Source organism: Mycobacterium sp. 1245111.1, from assembly GCF_001673405.1.
Taxonomy (GTDB): domain Bacteria; phylum Actinomycetota; class Actinomycetes; order Mycobacteriales; family Mycobacteriaceae; genus Mycobacterium.
On sequence record NZ_LZLV01000002.1, the window covers coordinates 18,756 to 34,042 of the forward strand.

15 protein-coding genes and 1 pseudogene are annotated in these 15,287 nt (G+C 67.2%); 6 read left to right on the top strand and 10 right to left on the bottom strand.

Going from position 1 to position 15,287, the window contains the following annotated elements; genetic code table 11:
- Position 1: 1 nt before the first annotated feature.
- The 5 genes from A5658_RS00610 to A5658_RS00630 form a co-directional block, all read right to left on the bottom strand.
- Positions 2–1,909, bottom strand: coding sequence for a penicillin-binding protein 2 (locus A5658_RS00610; protein ID WP_067329598.1), 1,908 nt, complete (start codon positions 1,907–1,909; stop codon positions 2–4).
- Positions 1,906–3,090, bottom strand: coding sequence for a hypothetical protein (locus tag A5658_RS00615; protein WP_067329601.1), 1,185 nt, complete (start codon positions 3,088–3,090; stop codon positions 1,906–1,908). The genes A5658_RS00610 and A5658_RS00615 overlap by 4 nt, the downstream gene beginning before the upstream one ends.
- Positions 3,087–4,100: a 16S rRNA (cytosine(1402)-N(4))-methyltransferase RsmH gene (gene rsmH / locus A5658_RS00620; protein ID WP_067329605.1), complete on the bottom strand. Its 1,014-nt coding sequence runs from the start codon at positions 4,098–4,100 to the stop codon at positions 3,087–3,089. The genes A5658_RS00615 and rsmH overlap by 4 nt, the downstream gene beginning before the upstream one ends.
- Before the next feature lie 142 nt (positions 4,101–4,242).
- Positions 4,243–4,674 carry a division/cell wall cluster transcriptional repressor MraZ gene (gene mraZ / locus A5658_RS00625; protein ID WP_067329609.1) on the bottom strand — a complete coding sequence of 144 codons (432 nt, stop codon included), beginning with the start codon at positions 4,672–4,674 and terminating at the stop codon, positions 4,243–4,245.
- A gap of 295 nt (positions 4,675–4,969) precedes the next feature.
- Positions 4,970–5,371 carry a DUF3040 domain-containing protein gene (locus tag A5658_RS00630; RefSeq protein WP_067329612.1) on the bottom strand — a complete coding sequence of 134 codons (402 nt, stop codon included), beginning with the start codon at positions 5,369–5,371 and terminating at the stop codon, positions 4,970–4,972.
- Positions 5,372–5,586: 215 nt separating this feature from the next.
- On the opposite strand from A5658_RS00630, the gene A5658_RS00635 reads away from it, so the two are divergent.
- Positions 5,587–6,186, top strand: coding sequence for an N-acetyltransferase (locus tag A5658_RS00635; RefSeq protein WP_067329615.1), 600 nt, complete (start codon positions 5,587–5,589; stop codon positions 6,184–6,186).
- A 76-nt stretch (positions 6,187–6,262) separates the two neighbouring features.
- Complete coding sequence (locus A5658_RS00640; protein ID WP_067329618.1) at positions 6,263–6,946, top strand: DUF3153 domain-containing protein; 684 nt, start codon at positions 6,263–6,265, stop codon at positions 6,944–6,946.
- A gap of 5 nt (positions 6,947–6,951) precedes the next feature.
- Here the strand turns inward: A5658_RS00640 and A5658_RS00645 are convergent, their stop codons facing one another.
- Entirely contained in the window at positions 6,952–7,842 is an 891-nt protein-coding gene (locus tag A5658_RS00645; RefSeq protein ID WP_067329689.1) for a mycobacterial-type methylenetetrahydrofolate reductase, read from the bottom strand.
- Positions 7,843–8,063: 221 nt separating this feature from the next.
- On the opposite strand from A5658_RS00645, the gene idsA2 reads away from it, so the two are divergent.
- Positions 8,064–9,113 carry a bifunctional (2E,6E)-farnesyl/geranyl diphosphate synthase gene (idsA2, locus tag A5658_RS00650; RefSeq protein ID WP_156751184.1) on the top strand — a complete coding sequence of 350 codons (1,050 nt, stop codon included), beginning with the start codon at positions 8,064–8,066 and terminating at the stop codon, positions 9,111–9,113.
- 5 nt (positions 9,114–9,118) lie between these two features.
- The gene (locus A5658_RS00655) at positions 9,119–10,636 is read left to right on the top strand and encodes an alpha-(1->6)-mannopyranosyltransferase A (protein ID WP_067329621.1); all 1,518 of its coding nucleotides are present in this window, start codon (positions 9,119–9,121) and stop codon (positions 10,634–10,636) included.
- Here the strand turns inward: A5658_RS00655 and A5658_RS00660 are convergent.
- A complete protein-coding gene (locus A5658_RS00660) occupies positions 10,623–11,027 on the bottom strand; it encodes an Rv2175c family DNA-binding protein (protein ID WP_067329624.1) in 405 nt (134 codons plus the stop codon). The genes A5658_RS00655 and A5658_RS00660 overlap by 14 nt on opposite strands.
- A 91-nt stretch (positions 11,028–11,118) precedes the next feature.
- On the opposite strand from A5658_RS00660, the gene A5658_RS00665 reads away from it, so the two are divergent.
- Together A5658_RS00665 and A5658_RS29230 are read left to right on the top strand one after the other, a co-directional pair.
- Positions 11,119–12,321: a protein kinase gene (locus tag A5658_RS00665; protein ID WP_067329627.1), complete on the top strand. Its 1,203-nt coding sequence runs from the start codon at positions 11,119–11,121 to the stop codon at positions 12,319–12,321.
- Between the two features lie 2 nt (positions 12,322–12,323).
- Positions 12,324–12,425 (top strand): annotated as a pseudogene (locus A5658_RS29230) (2-isopropylmalate synthase); the annotation flags it as partial.
- On the opposite strand, the gene A5658_RS00670 reads toward A5658_RS29230, so the two are convergent.
- From A5658_RS00670 to A5658_RS00680, 3 genes are all read right to left on the bottom strand, one after another.
- Positions 12,426–13,814 (bottom strand): class II 3-deoxy-7-phosphoheptulonate synthase, encoded by a 1,389-nt coding sequence (locus A5658_RS00670; RefSeq protein ID WP_067329631.1) that lies wholly within the window; start codon positions 13,812–13,814, stop codon positions 12,426–12,428. It abuts the pseudogene before it with no gap.
- Between the two features lie 70 nt (positions 13,815–13,884).
- On the bottom strand, positions 13,885–14,376 hold the full coding sequence (locus A5658_RS00675) for a polyadenylate-specific 3'-exoribonuclease AS (RefSeq protein WP_067329634.1): 492 nt from the start codon (positions 14,374–14,376) through the stop codon (positions 13,885–13,887).
- A gap of 6 nt (positions 14,377–14,382) precedes the next feature.
- Entirely contained in the window at positions 14,383–15,264 is an 882-nt protein-coding gene (locus tag A5658_RS00680; RefSeq protein ID WP_067329638.1) for a hypothetical protein, read from the bottom strand.
- Positions 15,265–15,287: the final 23 nt, after the last annotated feature.

The following is a 15,287-nucleotide window of genomic DNA, read 5'->3' on the forward strand; positions in this document are numbered from 1 at the left end:
ATCAGCTGGCCTGCAACAACAACGGTGGGCCGGGATCGGGTGAGAGCGGCACATTGCCGCGCTGGAGCAACCAGCCCGCAATGTCGTGGAACAGCGGGGCGGCCGAGTGGCCCGGCGTTCCGTCGGAGTTACGCGACGGGTTGTCCATCATGATTCCGATGACATAGCGCGGATCGTCCGCGGTTGCCATGCCCGCGAAGGTGATCCAGTAGACGTTGTCGTAATAGCAACCGCACGCCGGGTTGATCTGCTGCGCGGTGCCGGTCTTACCGGCGATCTGATAGCCGTCAACCGCGGCCGCCGGCCCGGTCCCCTGCTGTACACCCCTCGGGTCGCGCTGCACCACCGCACGCAGCATGTTGCGCACCGTGCGCGCGGTCTCCGGCGACACCACCCGAACTCCTTCGGGGCGCGGCTCTTCGGTGCGCGACCCGTCGGCGCTGACGGTGGATTTGACGATCCGTGGAGGAACCCGCACCCCGTCGTTGGCGATCGTTTGGTACATGCCGGCCATCTGCACCAAGGTCATCGAAAGACCTTGCCCGATCGGCAAGTTGGAGAACGAGCTACCCGACCATTGCCCAATCGGCGGCACCAGCCCCGCGCTCTCACCCGGCAGTCCGACCCCGGTGCGCTGACCCAGCCCGAACTTCTCGACCATGTCGTAATACCGTTGCGGCCCAACGCGTTGCGCCAGCATCAGGGTTCCGACGTTCGACGACTTACCGAATACACCAGTTGTCGTGTAGGGCGCGACGCCGTGCTCCCAGGCATCGTGCACTGTGACCCCGCCCATGTTGATCGAGCCCGGTACCTGCAGCACCTCGTCGGGATTGGACAGGCCGTACTCGATCACCGACGCGGCGGTGATGACCTTGTTCACCGAACCGGGCTCGAACGGTGAGGACACCGCCGGGTTACCCAGCTGTTTGTTGCCCTGGCGCCCGATATCCTGCGACGGGTCAAAGGTGTTGTCGTTGGCCATGGCCAGCACTTCGCCGGTCTTGGCGTCCATCACGACCGCGGAGACGTTGCGGGCGCCCGACACGTTCTTGGCCTGCTGCACCTGCTGCTGGACGTGGAACTGGATGTCGTCGTCGATGGTCAGCTGGATCGTCGCGCCGTTGACCGCCCGGTGCTGGTTGCGGTAGCTGCCGGGGATCACCACGCCGTCGGAGCCGCGGTCATAGGTGACCGAGCCGTCGGTGCCGGCGAGCTCGGCGTCCATGGCATCTTCCAGGCCGAGCAAACCGTGCCCGTCCCAGTCAATTCCGCCGACGACGTTGGCCGCCAGCGATCCGCCCGGATATTGGCGTAGGTCTTGACGTTCGGCACCGACCTCGGGGAACTTCCGGGTGATCGTGGTGGCGATGGCAGGATCGACCGCGCGGGCCAGGTAGACGAACGACTCGTCGCTGCGCAGCTTCTTCAGAATGGTGGCTTTGTCCGGCTTGTTGTTCAGCCGGACCGCCACGTCGTTGGCGATCTCGTTCAACCGCCGTTGCGGGTCAGGCGCTTTCGCGTTTTTCTGCTTGGCCTCGGTCAGCTGCTTGAGAATGCGCTTGGGTTGAAAGGTCAACGCGCGGGCCTCGATCGTGAACGCCAGTTGGTTGTTGTTGCGGTCGACGATGCTTCCGCGAACGGCTTTTTCGACGTCGGTTACTTTGAGTTGCCCGGCGGCCTCGGCGCGCAGACCCGCCGCCTTGGGCACCTGCAGGTAGAACAGCTGGGCGCCGGCGATCAGCAGCGCGAGAAAGATGACGCCGTTGCCGACCCGGTGCCGGAAGACGAATGACGCGCCGCGGCTTCCGATCTCCGTCGCCTGGCGGGTGCGGCGTGCGCGCGCCGAACGGTCAGCTGGGCCGGGCTTGACTCGAAGTGGCTTGCGGGACTGGGCCGGCCGCTTCATCGGCCGGGCCCGGGAGTTGTCACCGTCAGCGGGCCGAACTGCTCACCCACGAGTGGCCCGGCGGGACCTGGGTGGTGTGGCATGCCCGGCAGATCGGCGGGCGACGACGCGGCGGGCGGCGGCAGCGGCGCGGGCACGGCGGCTGCGGTGGGCGGTGGCAGCACGGGCGCGACCGCGGGTGCTGGCGCGACGACAGGCGCTGGCCCAACCGCCGGCGCGGGCGCAACGGGGACCACCGGAGCCGCCGGTGCGCTCGGCAGCGGCTGCGTTCCGGGTGCCAGCGGCACTCCCGGTACCGGCATCCCGGGCACCGCCGCCGGCCCCGCACCGGGCATCGGAAGCGGACCGTCCGGCGACGGCAGGTGCTGGGTACCCAAGGTCGTCGCGCCGTCGGGCGTGCGGACCATCGCGTCAGGGCCAGGCGCCAGCGGGACCGGCGGCACACCGTTCCCGGGCGACACCAGCGCCGGCACCTCGACCGCGTTGGCTTGCGGCGGCGCCACCGGCTTATCTTCGGGCAGCTTGCTGTTCAGCGGTGGCGGCGGAACACCCTGCGCCGGTTTCGGGGTGCCGACCACCACCCAGTTGCCGGCGGGATCCTGCACCAGATGCGCGGTATCGCGGGTCGGAATCATGCCCAGCCCGCGAGCCGCCTCGGCCAGCGCCGGCGCGGACTGCGCCTGCTGCACGTCGCGCTCGAGCGCTTCCTTTTCCTGCTGTAGCAACTCGGTGCGCTGGCGGGCACTACCGAGCTGGTAAGACCGCTCAGCGGCGTCGGTGGACAGCCAGAGGGTGAGACCGAGCCCGGCGCCGAGCGAGCCGATGACGAACACGACGAAGGGGACCTTGGCCGCCAACGTGCGGGGTCGCAGGTCGATCGAAGCCAACCGGTCGATGAGGCGCTCGCGCAGTGGAGGGCGAACAACCTTTGGCGCCTTGGCTTTCCGGGCCTTGGCGCGAGCCTTGGCCTGGGTGGCGCTCTTCGCGCGAGACGGTCGTTCTACCGGCCGGGCGACCGGCGTGGTCTGTGAGGTCCGCGGTTCGCGGGCAGGCGCGGTGGGCTTTCCGCGGCGCGGGCGGCCACGACGAGCCGGGGCCGGGTCGGCTACCCGGGAAGCCTTGGCCGGGCCGCGACGCCGTTCGCCGGCGCGCTGCGGTTGCGCTGGGCCCTTGGCTTTCATGAGCCTCCCTTCCTCGCTGCGTCTGATTTCGATTGCACCCGTTCGATGGCACGCAATCGCACCGCGGCACTGCGCGGATTCTGTTCGACTTCGATGTGGCCGGCACGTTCAGCGCCACGCGTCAGCAGCCTGAATTGCGGTGCATGCCCAGGCAATTCGACCGGCAGACCCGACGGCGTGCTCGAGGTGGTCGCCTCGGCGAAAGTGCGTTTGACGATCCGGTCTTCCAGCGACTGATAAGCCATCACCACGATCCGCCCGTCGACGGCCAGCGCGTCGAGCGCGGCGGGCAACATGTCCCGCAATGCGTCCAGCTCACCGTTGACCTCGATGCGCAACGCCTGGAACGTCCGCTTCGCGGGGTGTCCCCCGGTGCGACGTGCCGGTGCCGGAACCGCTTGGTAGATAACCTCGACCAGCTCAGCGGTCGAGACGAACGGCGAGCGGGCGCGTCGGCGGACGATGTGTGCCGCAATGCGACGGGCCAACTTCTCGTCGCCGTAGCGCCGCAGGATGTCGCTCAGCGCGGCCTCGTCGTAGGTGTTCACGATCTCGGCGGCGGTCAGCGGCGACGTGGGGTCCATCCGCATGTCCAGCGGCGCGTCTTGCGCGTAGGAGAAACCCCGCTCGGCCCGGTCGAGTTGCATCGACGAGACACCGAGATCGAAGAGCATGCCGTCGACGGATTCGGTTGGTGCATAGCCCGATTCGGCCAACGCGTACTCGATACCGTCGTACCGGGTTTGCACCAGGGTGAGCCGGTCGGCGAATCGGGACAACCGGTCGCGGGCAATGTCCAGAGCGGTCGGATCGCGGTCCACACCTATCAGGCGTAGCCCGGGCAACTCGGTGAGAAAGCGCTCGGCGTGCCCACCGGCGCCGAGCGTGCCGTCGAGAAGTACCGCGCCCGATCCGTCGGTGTGGTGGCGGGTCAGCGCCGGAAGCAGCAGTTCGAAGCAGCGGTCGAGCAATACGGGCACATGACCGAACCCACCCGTGGCGTCAGGCATGAGAGCGCTCTCCCGGCGTGAGAAGTGTTGGGCGGCAGGGCTGGCCGGTGCATCGAGGTCCCTGTCCGATGGCACGAACCTGGCGTTGGGGAAGTACGTCAGGGTCGGTTCGGACAGGGGCCACGTTGCACGGGCACGCGCCTCAGATAATGTCGCCGAGTGCTTCATCGCTGGCTGCGGAGAAGTTCTCTTCGTGGGCTTGTTGGTACTGCTGCCAGGCCGCGGCGTCCCAGATCTCCAGGTAGTCAATCGATCCGATGACGACGCAGTCTTTGGAAAGGCTCGCGTAGCGACGATGGTCGGCCGACAACGTGATCCGGCCTTGGGCGTCAGGGTGTTGTTCGTCGGTGCCGGCGGCCAGGTTGCGCAGGAACGCCCGCGCCTCAGGATTACTGCGCGACGTCTGACTGGCTTTGCGGGCGAGTTCCTCGAACGCGGCTCGCGGGTAGACGGCGAGGCTGTGGTCCTGACTCTTGGTGACCATCAACCCCCCTGCCAGCGCGTCGCGGAACTTGGCGGGCAACGTGAGTCGCCCTTTGTCGTCGAGTTTTGGCGTGTAGGTGCCGAGAAACATCTGGCTACCTCCATGCCTTTCGACTTCCGCCACGATACCCCACAATCCCCCACTTCGCTCCATTTAACGGCACGAATGTCACCTATTGGTGTCGTTTCTGCAGGTTCTTGGCCACCACAGCGACCACAGGAAGCGAGGTCCGCGCCTAGAAGGCCCGACAAAAATAGCCGCGACCTGGTATTTCGAGCCGCGGTGGGGCGTAGTGGGTGATGGCGCGCCGCTCAGACCGCCAAGCCGCCGTCGGTGGGGCACAAAAAAGGGCAGCCAGGAGGCTGCCCTTTACGCGTCCCGCCCGCTACTCCTCGAAGCGGCGGCGAAACCGGTCTTCCATGCGGCTGGTGAACGATCCACCGGCGCCCTTGCTGCGGCGCTGACGCGACGCGGCTGCGGCTCCGGGACGCTCGCCCCGGCCGGCAAGCCGAGGTCCGGTGATGGCAAACACCACACCACCGAACATCACGATAAAACCGAGCACGGACAGGACCGGGAACGTTCCGATCATGGTGGCCTTAAACGCCACACCGGAAACCAGCATCGCCAGCCCGAGCACAAACAACGCCGCACCCTGCAGGCGTCGCCGCGCCGTCGGCGCGCGCAATCCGCCACCGCGGACGCTCGAGGCGAACTTAGGGTCCTCGGCATAGAGAGCGCTCTCGATCTGGTCGAGCATCCGCTGCTCATGATCGGAGAGTGGCATTCGTCCCTCCTTGCCGAAATCCTGTCACGTTAATACCGATAGCACGCTTGCCCTCGCTGCGGGGACAACTAATAAGAATGATACGAGGTCAATCTGCGCGTTACCACCGCTTCGCTCGCTGATTGTAATCGCGACGGTCGGCGAGCCATGCGCCGGCGCCGCGCCCGATAATGGGATGGCCCACCGCACTGGACGACTGAGGAGGGGACCGCACGTTGGTGACATTCCTCATCAACCTGCCGCCGCAGGACATGCAGCGGAGGCTTTCTGAGGCCTTGGGCGTCTACGTCGACGCCATGCGCTATCCGCCCGGCACCGAGAATCAGCGCGCCGCGATGTGGCTCGAACACACCCGCCGGCGCGGCTGGCAGGCCGTGGCGGCGGTCGAAGTCGACACCCCAGCCGGAACCGAGCCCTCGTCGGAGCAACTGAGCAACGCACCCCTGCTCGGCGTGGCGTACGGCTACTGTGGCGCCCCCGACCAGTGGTGGCAGCAGCAGGTCGTCGCGGGACTGCAGCGCAGCGGCTACCCCGACCCCGAGATCGCCAAGTTGATGGCCAGCTATTTCGAGCTGACCGAGCTACACATCGCGCCCCGGGCGCAGGGGCGCGGCCTCGGCGAAGCGCTGGCCCGTCGGCTGCTATCCGAACGCGGCGAAGCCAACGTCTTGCTCTCGACGCCGGAGACCAACGGCGAAGCCAATCGAGCCTGGCGGCTGTATCGGCGACTGGGCTTCAACGACGTGATCCGCGGCTACCACTTCACCGGCGACCCACGGGCATTCGCGATTCTGGGTCGCCAGCTGCCGCTGTAGTGGCACCGGCTCCGTCGCGGTCTGGCACGATGACCTGGTGCGCGCCAGCGGTATACAGCTCTCGTCCCGGGGTTTGATGGCACGGCCGGCGGGCCGCCGCCTGACGGCATGGGCGTTGCTGCTGCTGGTGATCCCGATGCTGGCCGGGTGCGTGCGAATCAAGGCGTCGATCACCATCTCCCCCGAGGATCTGGTATCCGGCGACATCATCGCGGCGTCTAAGCCACGCAACGAAAAAGACAATGGTCCGCAGCTGGATCCCAATCTGGCGTTCGGCCAGAAAGTCGCGGTGTCCAAGTACGACCGCGACGGCTACGTGGGATCGCAAGCCACCTTCGCCGACCTGACCTTCGCCGAATTGCCGGAGCTGGCGCGGATGAACTCCGACGCGCAGGGAGTAAACCTGTCGCTGCGCAGAGCCGGCGACCTGGTGATCCTCGAGGGACGCGCCGACCTGACGTCGCTGAACGATCCCGATGCCGACGTGGAGATCTCCGTCGCGTTCCCAGGATCGGTGACCTCGACCAACGGCGATCGCGTCGACGACCAGACCGTGCAGTGGAAACTCAAGCCCGGCGTGGTCAGCATGCTTATCGCGCAGGCCCGCTACACCGACCCGAGCACCCGCTCATTCCAGGGTGCGGCGATGTGGCTGGCGTTGGCATCGCTGGTGGTCGCCGCCGCCGTAGCAGGCCTGGCCTGGTACACCCGCGACCAGTCGCCGAAGATCGGCGAGCCGAGCGACCCGCCGTCGAGCTGACCCGATTAGCGGGTCGGTGACCAGTAATCCAGCATTTCGGCGAACGTCTCGAACGCCGGCGCGGAATTGCCGTAGGTGGCTTCCAGATGGATGCTCAGCGGATAGCCCAATTCGGCGACGCCATCGATCACCCGCTTGTACAGATCGAGCAGAAGCGCCCGCCGTTGCACCGGTTCGGTATTCGCCAGCTTGGTGACGAACGCTTGTTCCTCGGCGACGGCGGGATTTCCCGGATCCTGGATCAGCCAGTTGATGAAGCCGATCTTCTCTTCGAGCTTCGGCACGAACCCGAACCCCAGCAGGACCTCTGGGCGATGGTCGGTCTTCTTGGCGAAGTCGGTCAAAAAGCCCACGATCGCATCGGAATACAGCAACTGCGTCTGCGCGAAGGTCGCACCTTGCTCGCACTTGAAATTCAGCCGGCCCGTTTCGCCTTCGCGGGTCGGAATGAGGATGACACCCCGATTGTCCACCAGCCCTTGATAAATCGACAGAGCGTCGGTCGGCGCCACGCCGGAGCCCTCGCCGTCGGCCATCGTGCGCGGCACACCGACGAACACGATGCCGTCGATCCCGGCGCCGACCAAGGCGCCGAGCCGCTGGCGCAGGGTCGGCTCGTCCATGAAAGCCGTGACCTGACTGCACAATCCGCGCACCCCGGGCAGCTCGGGCCTGATCGTCGACCAGAAGTCGAGCACATCCAGCTTGGGCTTCATCTCGATCGGGCGGTCGTCGTCTTCTTCGATCAACCCGGGCATCATCACGTGGCCGATCTGGCCGTCGATCCCACATTTCGTCGCCAGCTGCACCACTTTGTGAGCGTCTTCGAGAGCCTTCTCGGTGCCGCTTTCCAGGTTCGGCGGTACCAGCTCAAGCGCGATGGTGTTCAAAGTCAACGAGCTGCTCCTCATTCAACGACTAGTCCCCCGCCGCAGCAGGCCACCCGGCACCGTGCTGCACGACAGCATAGTGACGTCCATCCATCGCTCCGCCGGGCCAACCCGAGGCAGGCAAAACCCGCTGCACAACGCCGCGCCGAATAGACTTGGCGAGCCATGATCACCAGGGACCGGGAAGAGGTGTCGCGCTGAGCGCAGGAGCAGCGGCAACCGTCGAGCTGGCCGACGCCGTCACCGACCGGCTGCGCGGGTATCTGCGCCAGCGTCGAGCCGAGTCCGCCCACATCGGAGCGGGGTTCGATGCGCTGACGGCCGGCCTGCAGGATTTCGTCCTCGGCGGAGGCAAGCGGCTGCGCCCGGTCTTCGCGTACTGGGGCTGGCGGGCGGTCTCCCACGACGACGCCGATGAGCGGGCGCTGCTGTTGTTCGCCGCGCTGGAGCTGCTGCACGCCTCGGCGTTGGTGCACGACGACGTGATCGACAGTTCGGCGACGCGACGCGGGCGACCGACCACGCACATCCAGTTCGCCGACGTGCATCGCGACCGGGGCTGGCGTGGATCGGCCGAGCAGTTCGGGATGTCGGCGGCGATCCTGCTCGGGGATCTTGCGCTGGCGTGGGCAGACGACATCGTCGCCGGCGTCGAACTGCCGGCCGCTGCCCGCGATCGAGTGCGCCAGGTATGGGCCGATATTCGCACCGAGGTCCTCGCGGGCCAGTACCTCGACATCGTGGCCGAGGCAGGCGCCGCGGAGTCGATCGCATCGGCGATGGCCGTCAACACCTACAAGACCGCGTCGTACACGGTGTCGCGGCCGCTGCAGTTGGGGGCTGCCGCAGCGGCCGATCGGCCGGACGTCCACGCGCTTTTTCACGAGGTCGGCGATCGACTGGGTGTGGCGTTTCAGCTACGCGACGACGTGCTGGGCGTGTTCGGCGATCCGGCCGTGACCGGCAAGCCGTCCGGCGACGACCTGCGCTCCGGCAAGCGAACCGTGCTGCTGGCGACCGCATTGGAGCTGGCCGACGCGTCAGATCCGGCCGCCGCCAAGCTGTTACGCGCCGCGGTGGGCACTGATTTGAGCGACACCCAGGCGCGCGAGCTGTGCGACGTGATCGAGCGGGTCGGTGCGCTGGCCAGCGTGGAGGAGCAGATCGCCACGCTGACCCGTCGCGCGCTGGATTTGATCGCCGACGCACCCATCCACGCGGCGGCCAAGGTCGGCCTCGCCGATCTCGCCGACCTGGCCGCGAACCGATCGGCCTGACACCCATGTCCATTCCGACGTCCGCCCCGGCCTCTGACGCGGCTACCCCTGCACCCCAACAGCTTTCGCGACTACGAGTGTTCGCCACCGCCGCCGAGGGTCGGCCCGCGCTGCTGGGCTTCCTTGGCGCAGTGCTCATCACGACCGGCGGGCTGGGCTCGGGAAGCACCAAACAGCACGACCCGCTGCTGGAGACGTTGCATCTGTCGTGGCTGCGCTACGGGCACGGCCTGGTGCTGTCGTCCATTCTGCTGTGGATCGGCGTGACGTTGATGCTGAGCGCGTGGCTGTGGCTCGGCCGCCGCGCATTGGCCGGTAACGCAAGCGAATACGCCATGATCGCCAGCGCCGCATTCTGGCTGGCGCCGCTGCTGCTGTCGGTGCCGCTGTTCAGCCGCGACACCTACTCCTATCTCGCCCAGGGCGCACTGCTGCGCGACGGGCTGGATCCTTACGCCGTCGGGCCGATCGACAACCCGAATCCCCTGCTGGACAACGTCAGTCCGATCTGGACCATCACCACCGCGCCCTACGGCCCGGCGTTCATCATGATCGCCCGGCTGGTGACGATGCTGGTGGGCAATCATGTGATCGCCGGAACGATGCTGCTGCGGTTGTGCATGCTGCCCGGGCTGGCGCTGCTGGTGTGGGCGACTCCGCGGATCGCCCGCCACATCGGCGCGAATGTGCCCATCGCGCTGTGGATCTGCGTGCTCAACCCGCTGGTGATCATCCACCTGATGGGTGGGGTCCACAACGAGATGTTGATGGTGGGCCTGATGGCCGCGGGCATCGCGCTGACCTTCGAGCGACGCCACGTCGCCGGCATCGCCGTGATCGCGGTGGGGATGGCGGTCAAAGCAACCGCCGGGCTCGCCCTGCCGTTCATGGCCTGGGTGTGGATGCGTCATCTGCGCGATCGTCGCGAATACCGGCCGCTGCTCGCGTTTTCGATGGCATCGCTCGCGTCGGTGCTGATTGTCGTCGCGGTGTTCGCCGTGCTGTCCGGGGCGGCCGGAGTGGGACTCGGCTGGCTGACCGCGTTGGCCGGCTCGGTGAAGATCATCAACTGGCTGAGCATTCCGACGGCGGCCGCGAACTTGGTTCACGCTGTGGGCGGGCTGTTCTTCTCGGTGAGTTTCTATGGGACGCTGCAGGTTACCCGCGCGATCGGGATCGCGATCATCGCGATCGCACTGCCGCTGTTGTGGTGGCGGTTCCGCCACGACGACCGCGAGGCACTCACCGGCATCGCATGGGTGATGCTCGTCGTGGTGTTGTTCGCGCCCGCCGCCCTGCCCTGGTACTACTCCTGGCCGCTGACGGTGGTGGCCCCGCTCGCCCAGTCACGCCGCTCGGTCGCGTCGATCGCGGCGTTCTCGACGTGGATCATGGTCATCTTCAAACCCGATGGGGCCCATGGGATGTACTCGTGGCCACATGTCCTGCTGGCGACGGCGATCGCGCTGTTCGTCTGGCGCATCCTGGACCGGCCCGAACCGGCGGAGGTCAGTACGCCATAGCTTGCGCCCGGCGCAGCACTTCGCGCGCCTGGTGAGCGTGTAGCGCGTCGATCGGTCGGGCGTTGCTGAGTGCGTCGCGCGACCCGTCCCGCGTCACGGTCAGCGACGGATCGGGGGTGAACAGCCAGCGGACGATCTCGGTGTCCTGGTAGCCGCCGTCGCGGAGGACCATCAGCAGACCGGGCAGGCTCTTGACCACTTCGCCGCTGCTGGTGAAGAACAGCTGCGGGATCACCACGTCACCCGCGCGCCGCACCGCGACCAGGTGACCTTCCTTCAGATGCTGCTGAACTTTGGTTACCGCGACGCCCAGCAAATCGGCGACATTGCGAAGATCGTAGGTCGGTTCGTCAGGGTCGAGAACATCCTCCCCGGCCGGAATCCTGCTCACCCGACGTAGTGTACGGCGGCTCACACCGCTAGGGCAGGCTCGCGGCGTAAAGGTTTCCGGCGCAGCGTCGGACGCCGCCTACGATGGGCGCGTGACTGCAGCGGCAAGCGGCGACCTCGAGGGCACCTTGCTCGACGGGCGCTACCGCGTCGCGACCAAGATCGCTACCGGCGGCACCTCGACGGTGTACCGCGGCCTCGATACCCGACTGGACCGCCCGGTCGCGCTGAAGGTGATGGACTCCCGCTACGCCGGCGATGAGCAGTTCCTGACCCGATTCCAGCTGGAGGCCCGCAGCGTGGCCCGGCTGAAGGATCCCGGACTGGTGGCTGTCTACGACCAGGGCCTGGACGCCCGGCACCCGTTCCTGGTGATGGAGCTCGTCGAGGGCGGTACGCTGCGCGAACTTCTGACCGAGCGCGGGCCGATGCCGCCGCACGCGGTCGCCGCGGTGCTGCGCCCGGTGCTGGGCGGGCTGGCCGCCGCGCATCGCGCCGGTCTGGTGCACCGCGACGTCAAACCCGAGAACGTGTTGATCTCCGACGAGGGCGACGTCAAGATCGTCGACTTCGGGTTGGTGCGCGCGGTCGCCGAGGCCGGAATCACGTCCACCAGCGTCATTCTCGGCACTGCGGCCTACCTCTCCCCGGAGCAGGTCAAAGATGGAAACGCCAGCCCACGCAGCGATGTCTACGCGGTGGGGATCGTCGCCTACGAGCTACTGACCGGCCAAACGCCGTTCTCCGGCGACACCTCATTATCGGTCGCCTATCAGCGGCTGGACACCGACGTGCCGCCGCCAAGCAGCGTGATCAGCGGAGTGCCCACACAATTCGACGAACTGATCGAGCGCGCCACCGCGCGCGGCCCCGCCGATCGCTACGCCGACGCCCAGGAAATGGGCACCGAATTGGATGCGATCGCCGACGCATTGCAGCTACCCCACTTCCGGGTGCCCACGCCACGCAACTCGGCGCAACACCGCTCGGCCGCGGCGCACCGCAGCCAGGACACCGCCGACCAGAACCGCACCGCAGGTCTGCGTCAGCCGACGGCCGCGCGTCCGCCGGTGCACCGGCCGACCCGCGAGCTGACCCGCGAGCCGCAACGCCAGCCCGCCGAATCCCGGGATGCGGCAAGGCGATTCGCCGGTATCGACCTGATTGAATTCGCCTTCGAGCGCGAGCGATCCCGACGCATGATGTTGATCTGGATCGCGGTTGTGTTGTCGATTACCGGGATGGCCGCCGCCGCCGCCTGGACCGTCGGCAGCAACGTGGCCGGGCTGCTCTAGTCGCCGTGGCGATCGCGAGCGCGGCGGAGCCGGGCGAAGCGGGTCGCCACTTAGTCGCCGTGGCGATCGCGAGCGCGGCGGAGCCGGGCGAAGCGGGTCGCCACTTAGTCGCGCAGCATCTCCGCGACCAGGAACGCCAGCTCCAGCGACTGCTGGGTGTTCAGCCGTGGGTCGCAGGCGGTTTCGTAGCGTCCGCTGAGGTCGGTGTCCGAAATGTCTTGCGCACCACCGAGACACTCGGTGACATTCTCGCCGGTGATCTCGACGTGGATACCGCCCGGGTAGGTGCCCAGCGCGCGGTGCACCTCGAAGAAGCCCTGCACCTCGTCGACGATCCGGTCGAAGTGCCGGGTCTTGTAACCGGTCGACGACTCGTGGGTATTGCCGTGCATAGGGTCGCACTGCCAGATCACCTGATGCCCTGTCGCCTGGACCTTTTCGATGATCGGCGGCAACAGGTCGCGCACCTTGTTGTTGCCCATCCGGCTCACCAGGGTGAGTCGGCCCGCCTTGTTGTGCGGGTCGAGACGCTCGACGTACTCGACAACCTGATCCGGCGTGCTCGACGGACCGATCTTGACGCCGATCGGGTTGGCCACCACCTCGGCAAACGCGATGTGCGCACCGTCGAGTTGCCGGGTGCGGTCACCGATCCAGAGGTAGTGCGCCGACATGTCGTACAGCTGGGGCTCGCCGTCCTCTTCCGTGGACAGCCGCAGCATCGCCCGCTCGTAGTCGAGCACCAATGCCTCGTGGCTGGAGTAGATTTCGGCGGTCTGCAGGTTGGTGTCGGCCACCCCGCAGGCGCTCATGAACTTCAGGCCGCGGTCGATTTCGGAGGCCAGCGCCTCGTAACGGGCGCCGGCCGGCGAAGTGCGGACGAATTCGCGGTTCCAGTCGTGGACCAGGTGCAACGACGCCAGGCCCGACGAGGTCAGCGCCCGCACGAGGTTCATCGCGGCCGCGGCGTTGGCGTAGGCGCGCACGAGCCTCGACGGGTCGTGTTCGCGCGCGTCGGCGTCGGGGGCGAATCCGTTGACCATGTCGCCGCGGTAGGACCGCAGCCCCAGCGCGTCGGTGTCGGCGGAACGCGGCTTGGCGTACTGGCCGGCGATGCGGGCCACCTTGAGCACCGGCATGCTGGCGCCGTAGGTCAGCACCACCGCCATCTGCAACAGCGTGCGGATGTTGCCCTTGATGTGCGGCTCGGTGTTGTCGACGAACGTCTCCGCGCAGTCGCCGCCCTGCAGCAGAAACGCCTCGCCGCGGGCGACCTGGGCCAGCATGTCCTGCAGCCGCACGATCTCCGACGCCACCGTCACCGGCGGCACGCTCTCCAGCACCGTTCGCCATGGCTCGACCTGCTCACGGGTCCAGCTCGGCTGCTGGGCGGCGGGCTTGGCCAGCGCGGCGTCCAGCCGGGCCCGCAAGTCCGTCGGCAGCGGCGGCAGTGCTGGCAGCTGCTCGATGGGAAGGTCGACGGTCGAATTCACCCGTCTATGGTAACCGGGCCGCGGACGCCCCCAATCCGGCCGCGATCAGCGCCAATGCGAAACGTCCTGGCTAGCGCCCGTCGTCATCCCCCATGATCACCCGGTATCGCATCAGCTGATCGCGGGCGTCGACGATCGCATCGTGCACATTCTCCGACCGGCGCGGCATCGGCGGGCTGCCGCGGTCCTCCCAGAGCTGGCGCAGCTCGTGGGTGAATCGCGGCATCGGCGGTGGCAGATGGGTCATCGGACCCCACAGCTGACACAGTGCGACATGGTCGTAGGCGCAGACCCACGCCCACAACTCGATCGGCTCCGGGCCGTCGATGTCGAAGAACGTCTCGAGGTCGTTGCGGATCTGCGACCGCGACCGCCACACCTTCGACGACGGTGACGGCAGCTTGGGCAGCACATTCGCGCGCACCCACTTCCCGGCCCGCTCTGGATTGAATTCCGTTGAGACGGCGTAGTATTCGCGGCCGTCCTCGCTGACTACCCCGATCGAGATCAGCTCGATGGTGTAGCCGTCGTCGATGAACTCGGTGTCGTAGAAGTAGCGCACCGGCTGCTACCCCACACCGAGCCCGCTGGCCAGCACGCCCGGCACCTGCTCGGGCGGGGGTGCCGGATGCACTTCACGGTCCAGCTGCGCGTCGACCATCCGGTGCGACGGCACCCGCGGCGTGCCCGCGATGGTGTATTGCAGCCACAGCTTGGCCCGCACCACCGGCCGGCGCAGTGTCCGCTCGCGCTGCAGGGCGCGGCTCATCTTGTCCAGCCGTCGCATGTAGAGGTAGCGCGCCCACGGCGCCTGCGGTCGGGACAGCCTGATCGCCCCGATGACCAGCAGCGGAACGAAGAACATGCCGATCAGCCCGGTCCACACCTTGCCCTTGAGTACGACAAGCACCGCCAGCGGCAGCGTCAGCACCATCGCGAACACCACACCGGCTCGCAGCACCGTCGAGTGGGTGGTGTCCTGCCAGAGGCTGATGAAGAACATCAACGGGTGCAGGCCCAGGACCAGCAAACCGCCCACCGCCACCGCGGCGAACACGGCGTCGACCGAGGTCCGTCCGTCTTCCTCCCAATACACGTCCGACAGATGCAAGATCAATGCGTACTCGTCGAGCACCAGCGCGGCGCCGATCCCGAAAATGATTGCCACCGCAGTGAATTCGGCCTCGTTGCCGGTGACCGACAGTGTCACGAGCGTGATGCCGGAAATCATCACCAGCACAACACCGATCACCACGTGGTGGATGTGCTTGGACCCGATATGGAGGTTGCGCGGCTCCCACCACCGTGGTGGCCTGCCGATGCTCTGGCGACGACGGATCAGGCGCACGGAGGTCCGCGTCACGAAAAACGTCAGGATGAAGGCGATCAGGCAGCACAGCAGCGGCAGTCGACCGCGACCGATGATGTCGTGTTCGAACCAGTGCAGCACGCATAAAAAGCTACGCGCACGTC

What these genes read in the sequence shown, in the direction of transcription:
- A5658_RS00610 (WP_067329598.1), bottom strand. Translation starts at nt 1,909, where the DNA reads ATGAAGCGGCCGGCCCAGTCCCGCAAGCCACTTCGAGTCAAGCCCGGC.
- A5658_RS00615 (WP_067329601.1), bottom strand. Translation starts at nt 3,090, where the DNA reads ATGAAAGCCAAGGGCCCAGCGCAACCGCAGCGCGCCGGCGAACGGCGT.
- rsmH (WP_067329605.1), bottom strand. Translation starts at nt 4,100, where the DNA reads ATGCCTGACGCCACGGGTGGGTTCGGTCATGTGCCCGTATTGCTCGAC.
- mraZ (WP_067329609.1), bottom strand. Translation starts at nt 4,674, where the DNA reads ATGTTTCTCGGCACCTACACGCCAAAACTCGACGACAAAGGGCGACTC.
- A5658_RS00630 (WP_067329612.1), bottom strand. Translation starts at nt 5,371, where the DNA reads ATGCCACTCTCCGATCATGAGCAGCGGATGCTCGACCAGATCGAGAGC.
- A5658_RS00640 (WP_067329618.1), top strand. Translation starts at nt 6,263, where the DNA reads ATGGCACGGCCGGCGGGCCGCCGCCTGACGGCATGGGCGTTGCTGCTG.
- A5658_RS00655 (WP_067329621.1), top strand. Translation starts at nt 9,119, where the DNA reads ATGTCCATTCCGACGTCCGCCCCGGCCTCTGACGCGGCTACCCCTGCA.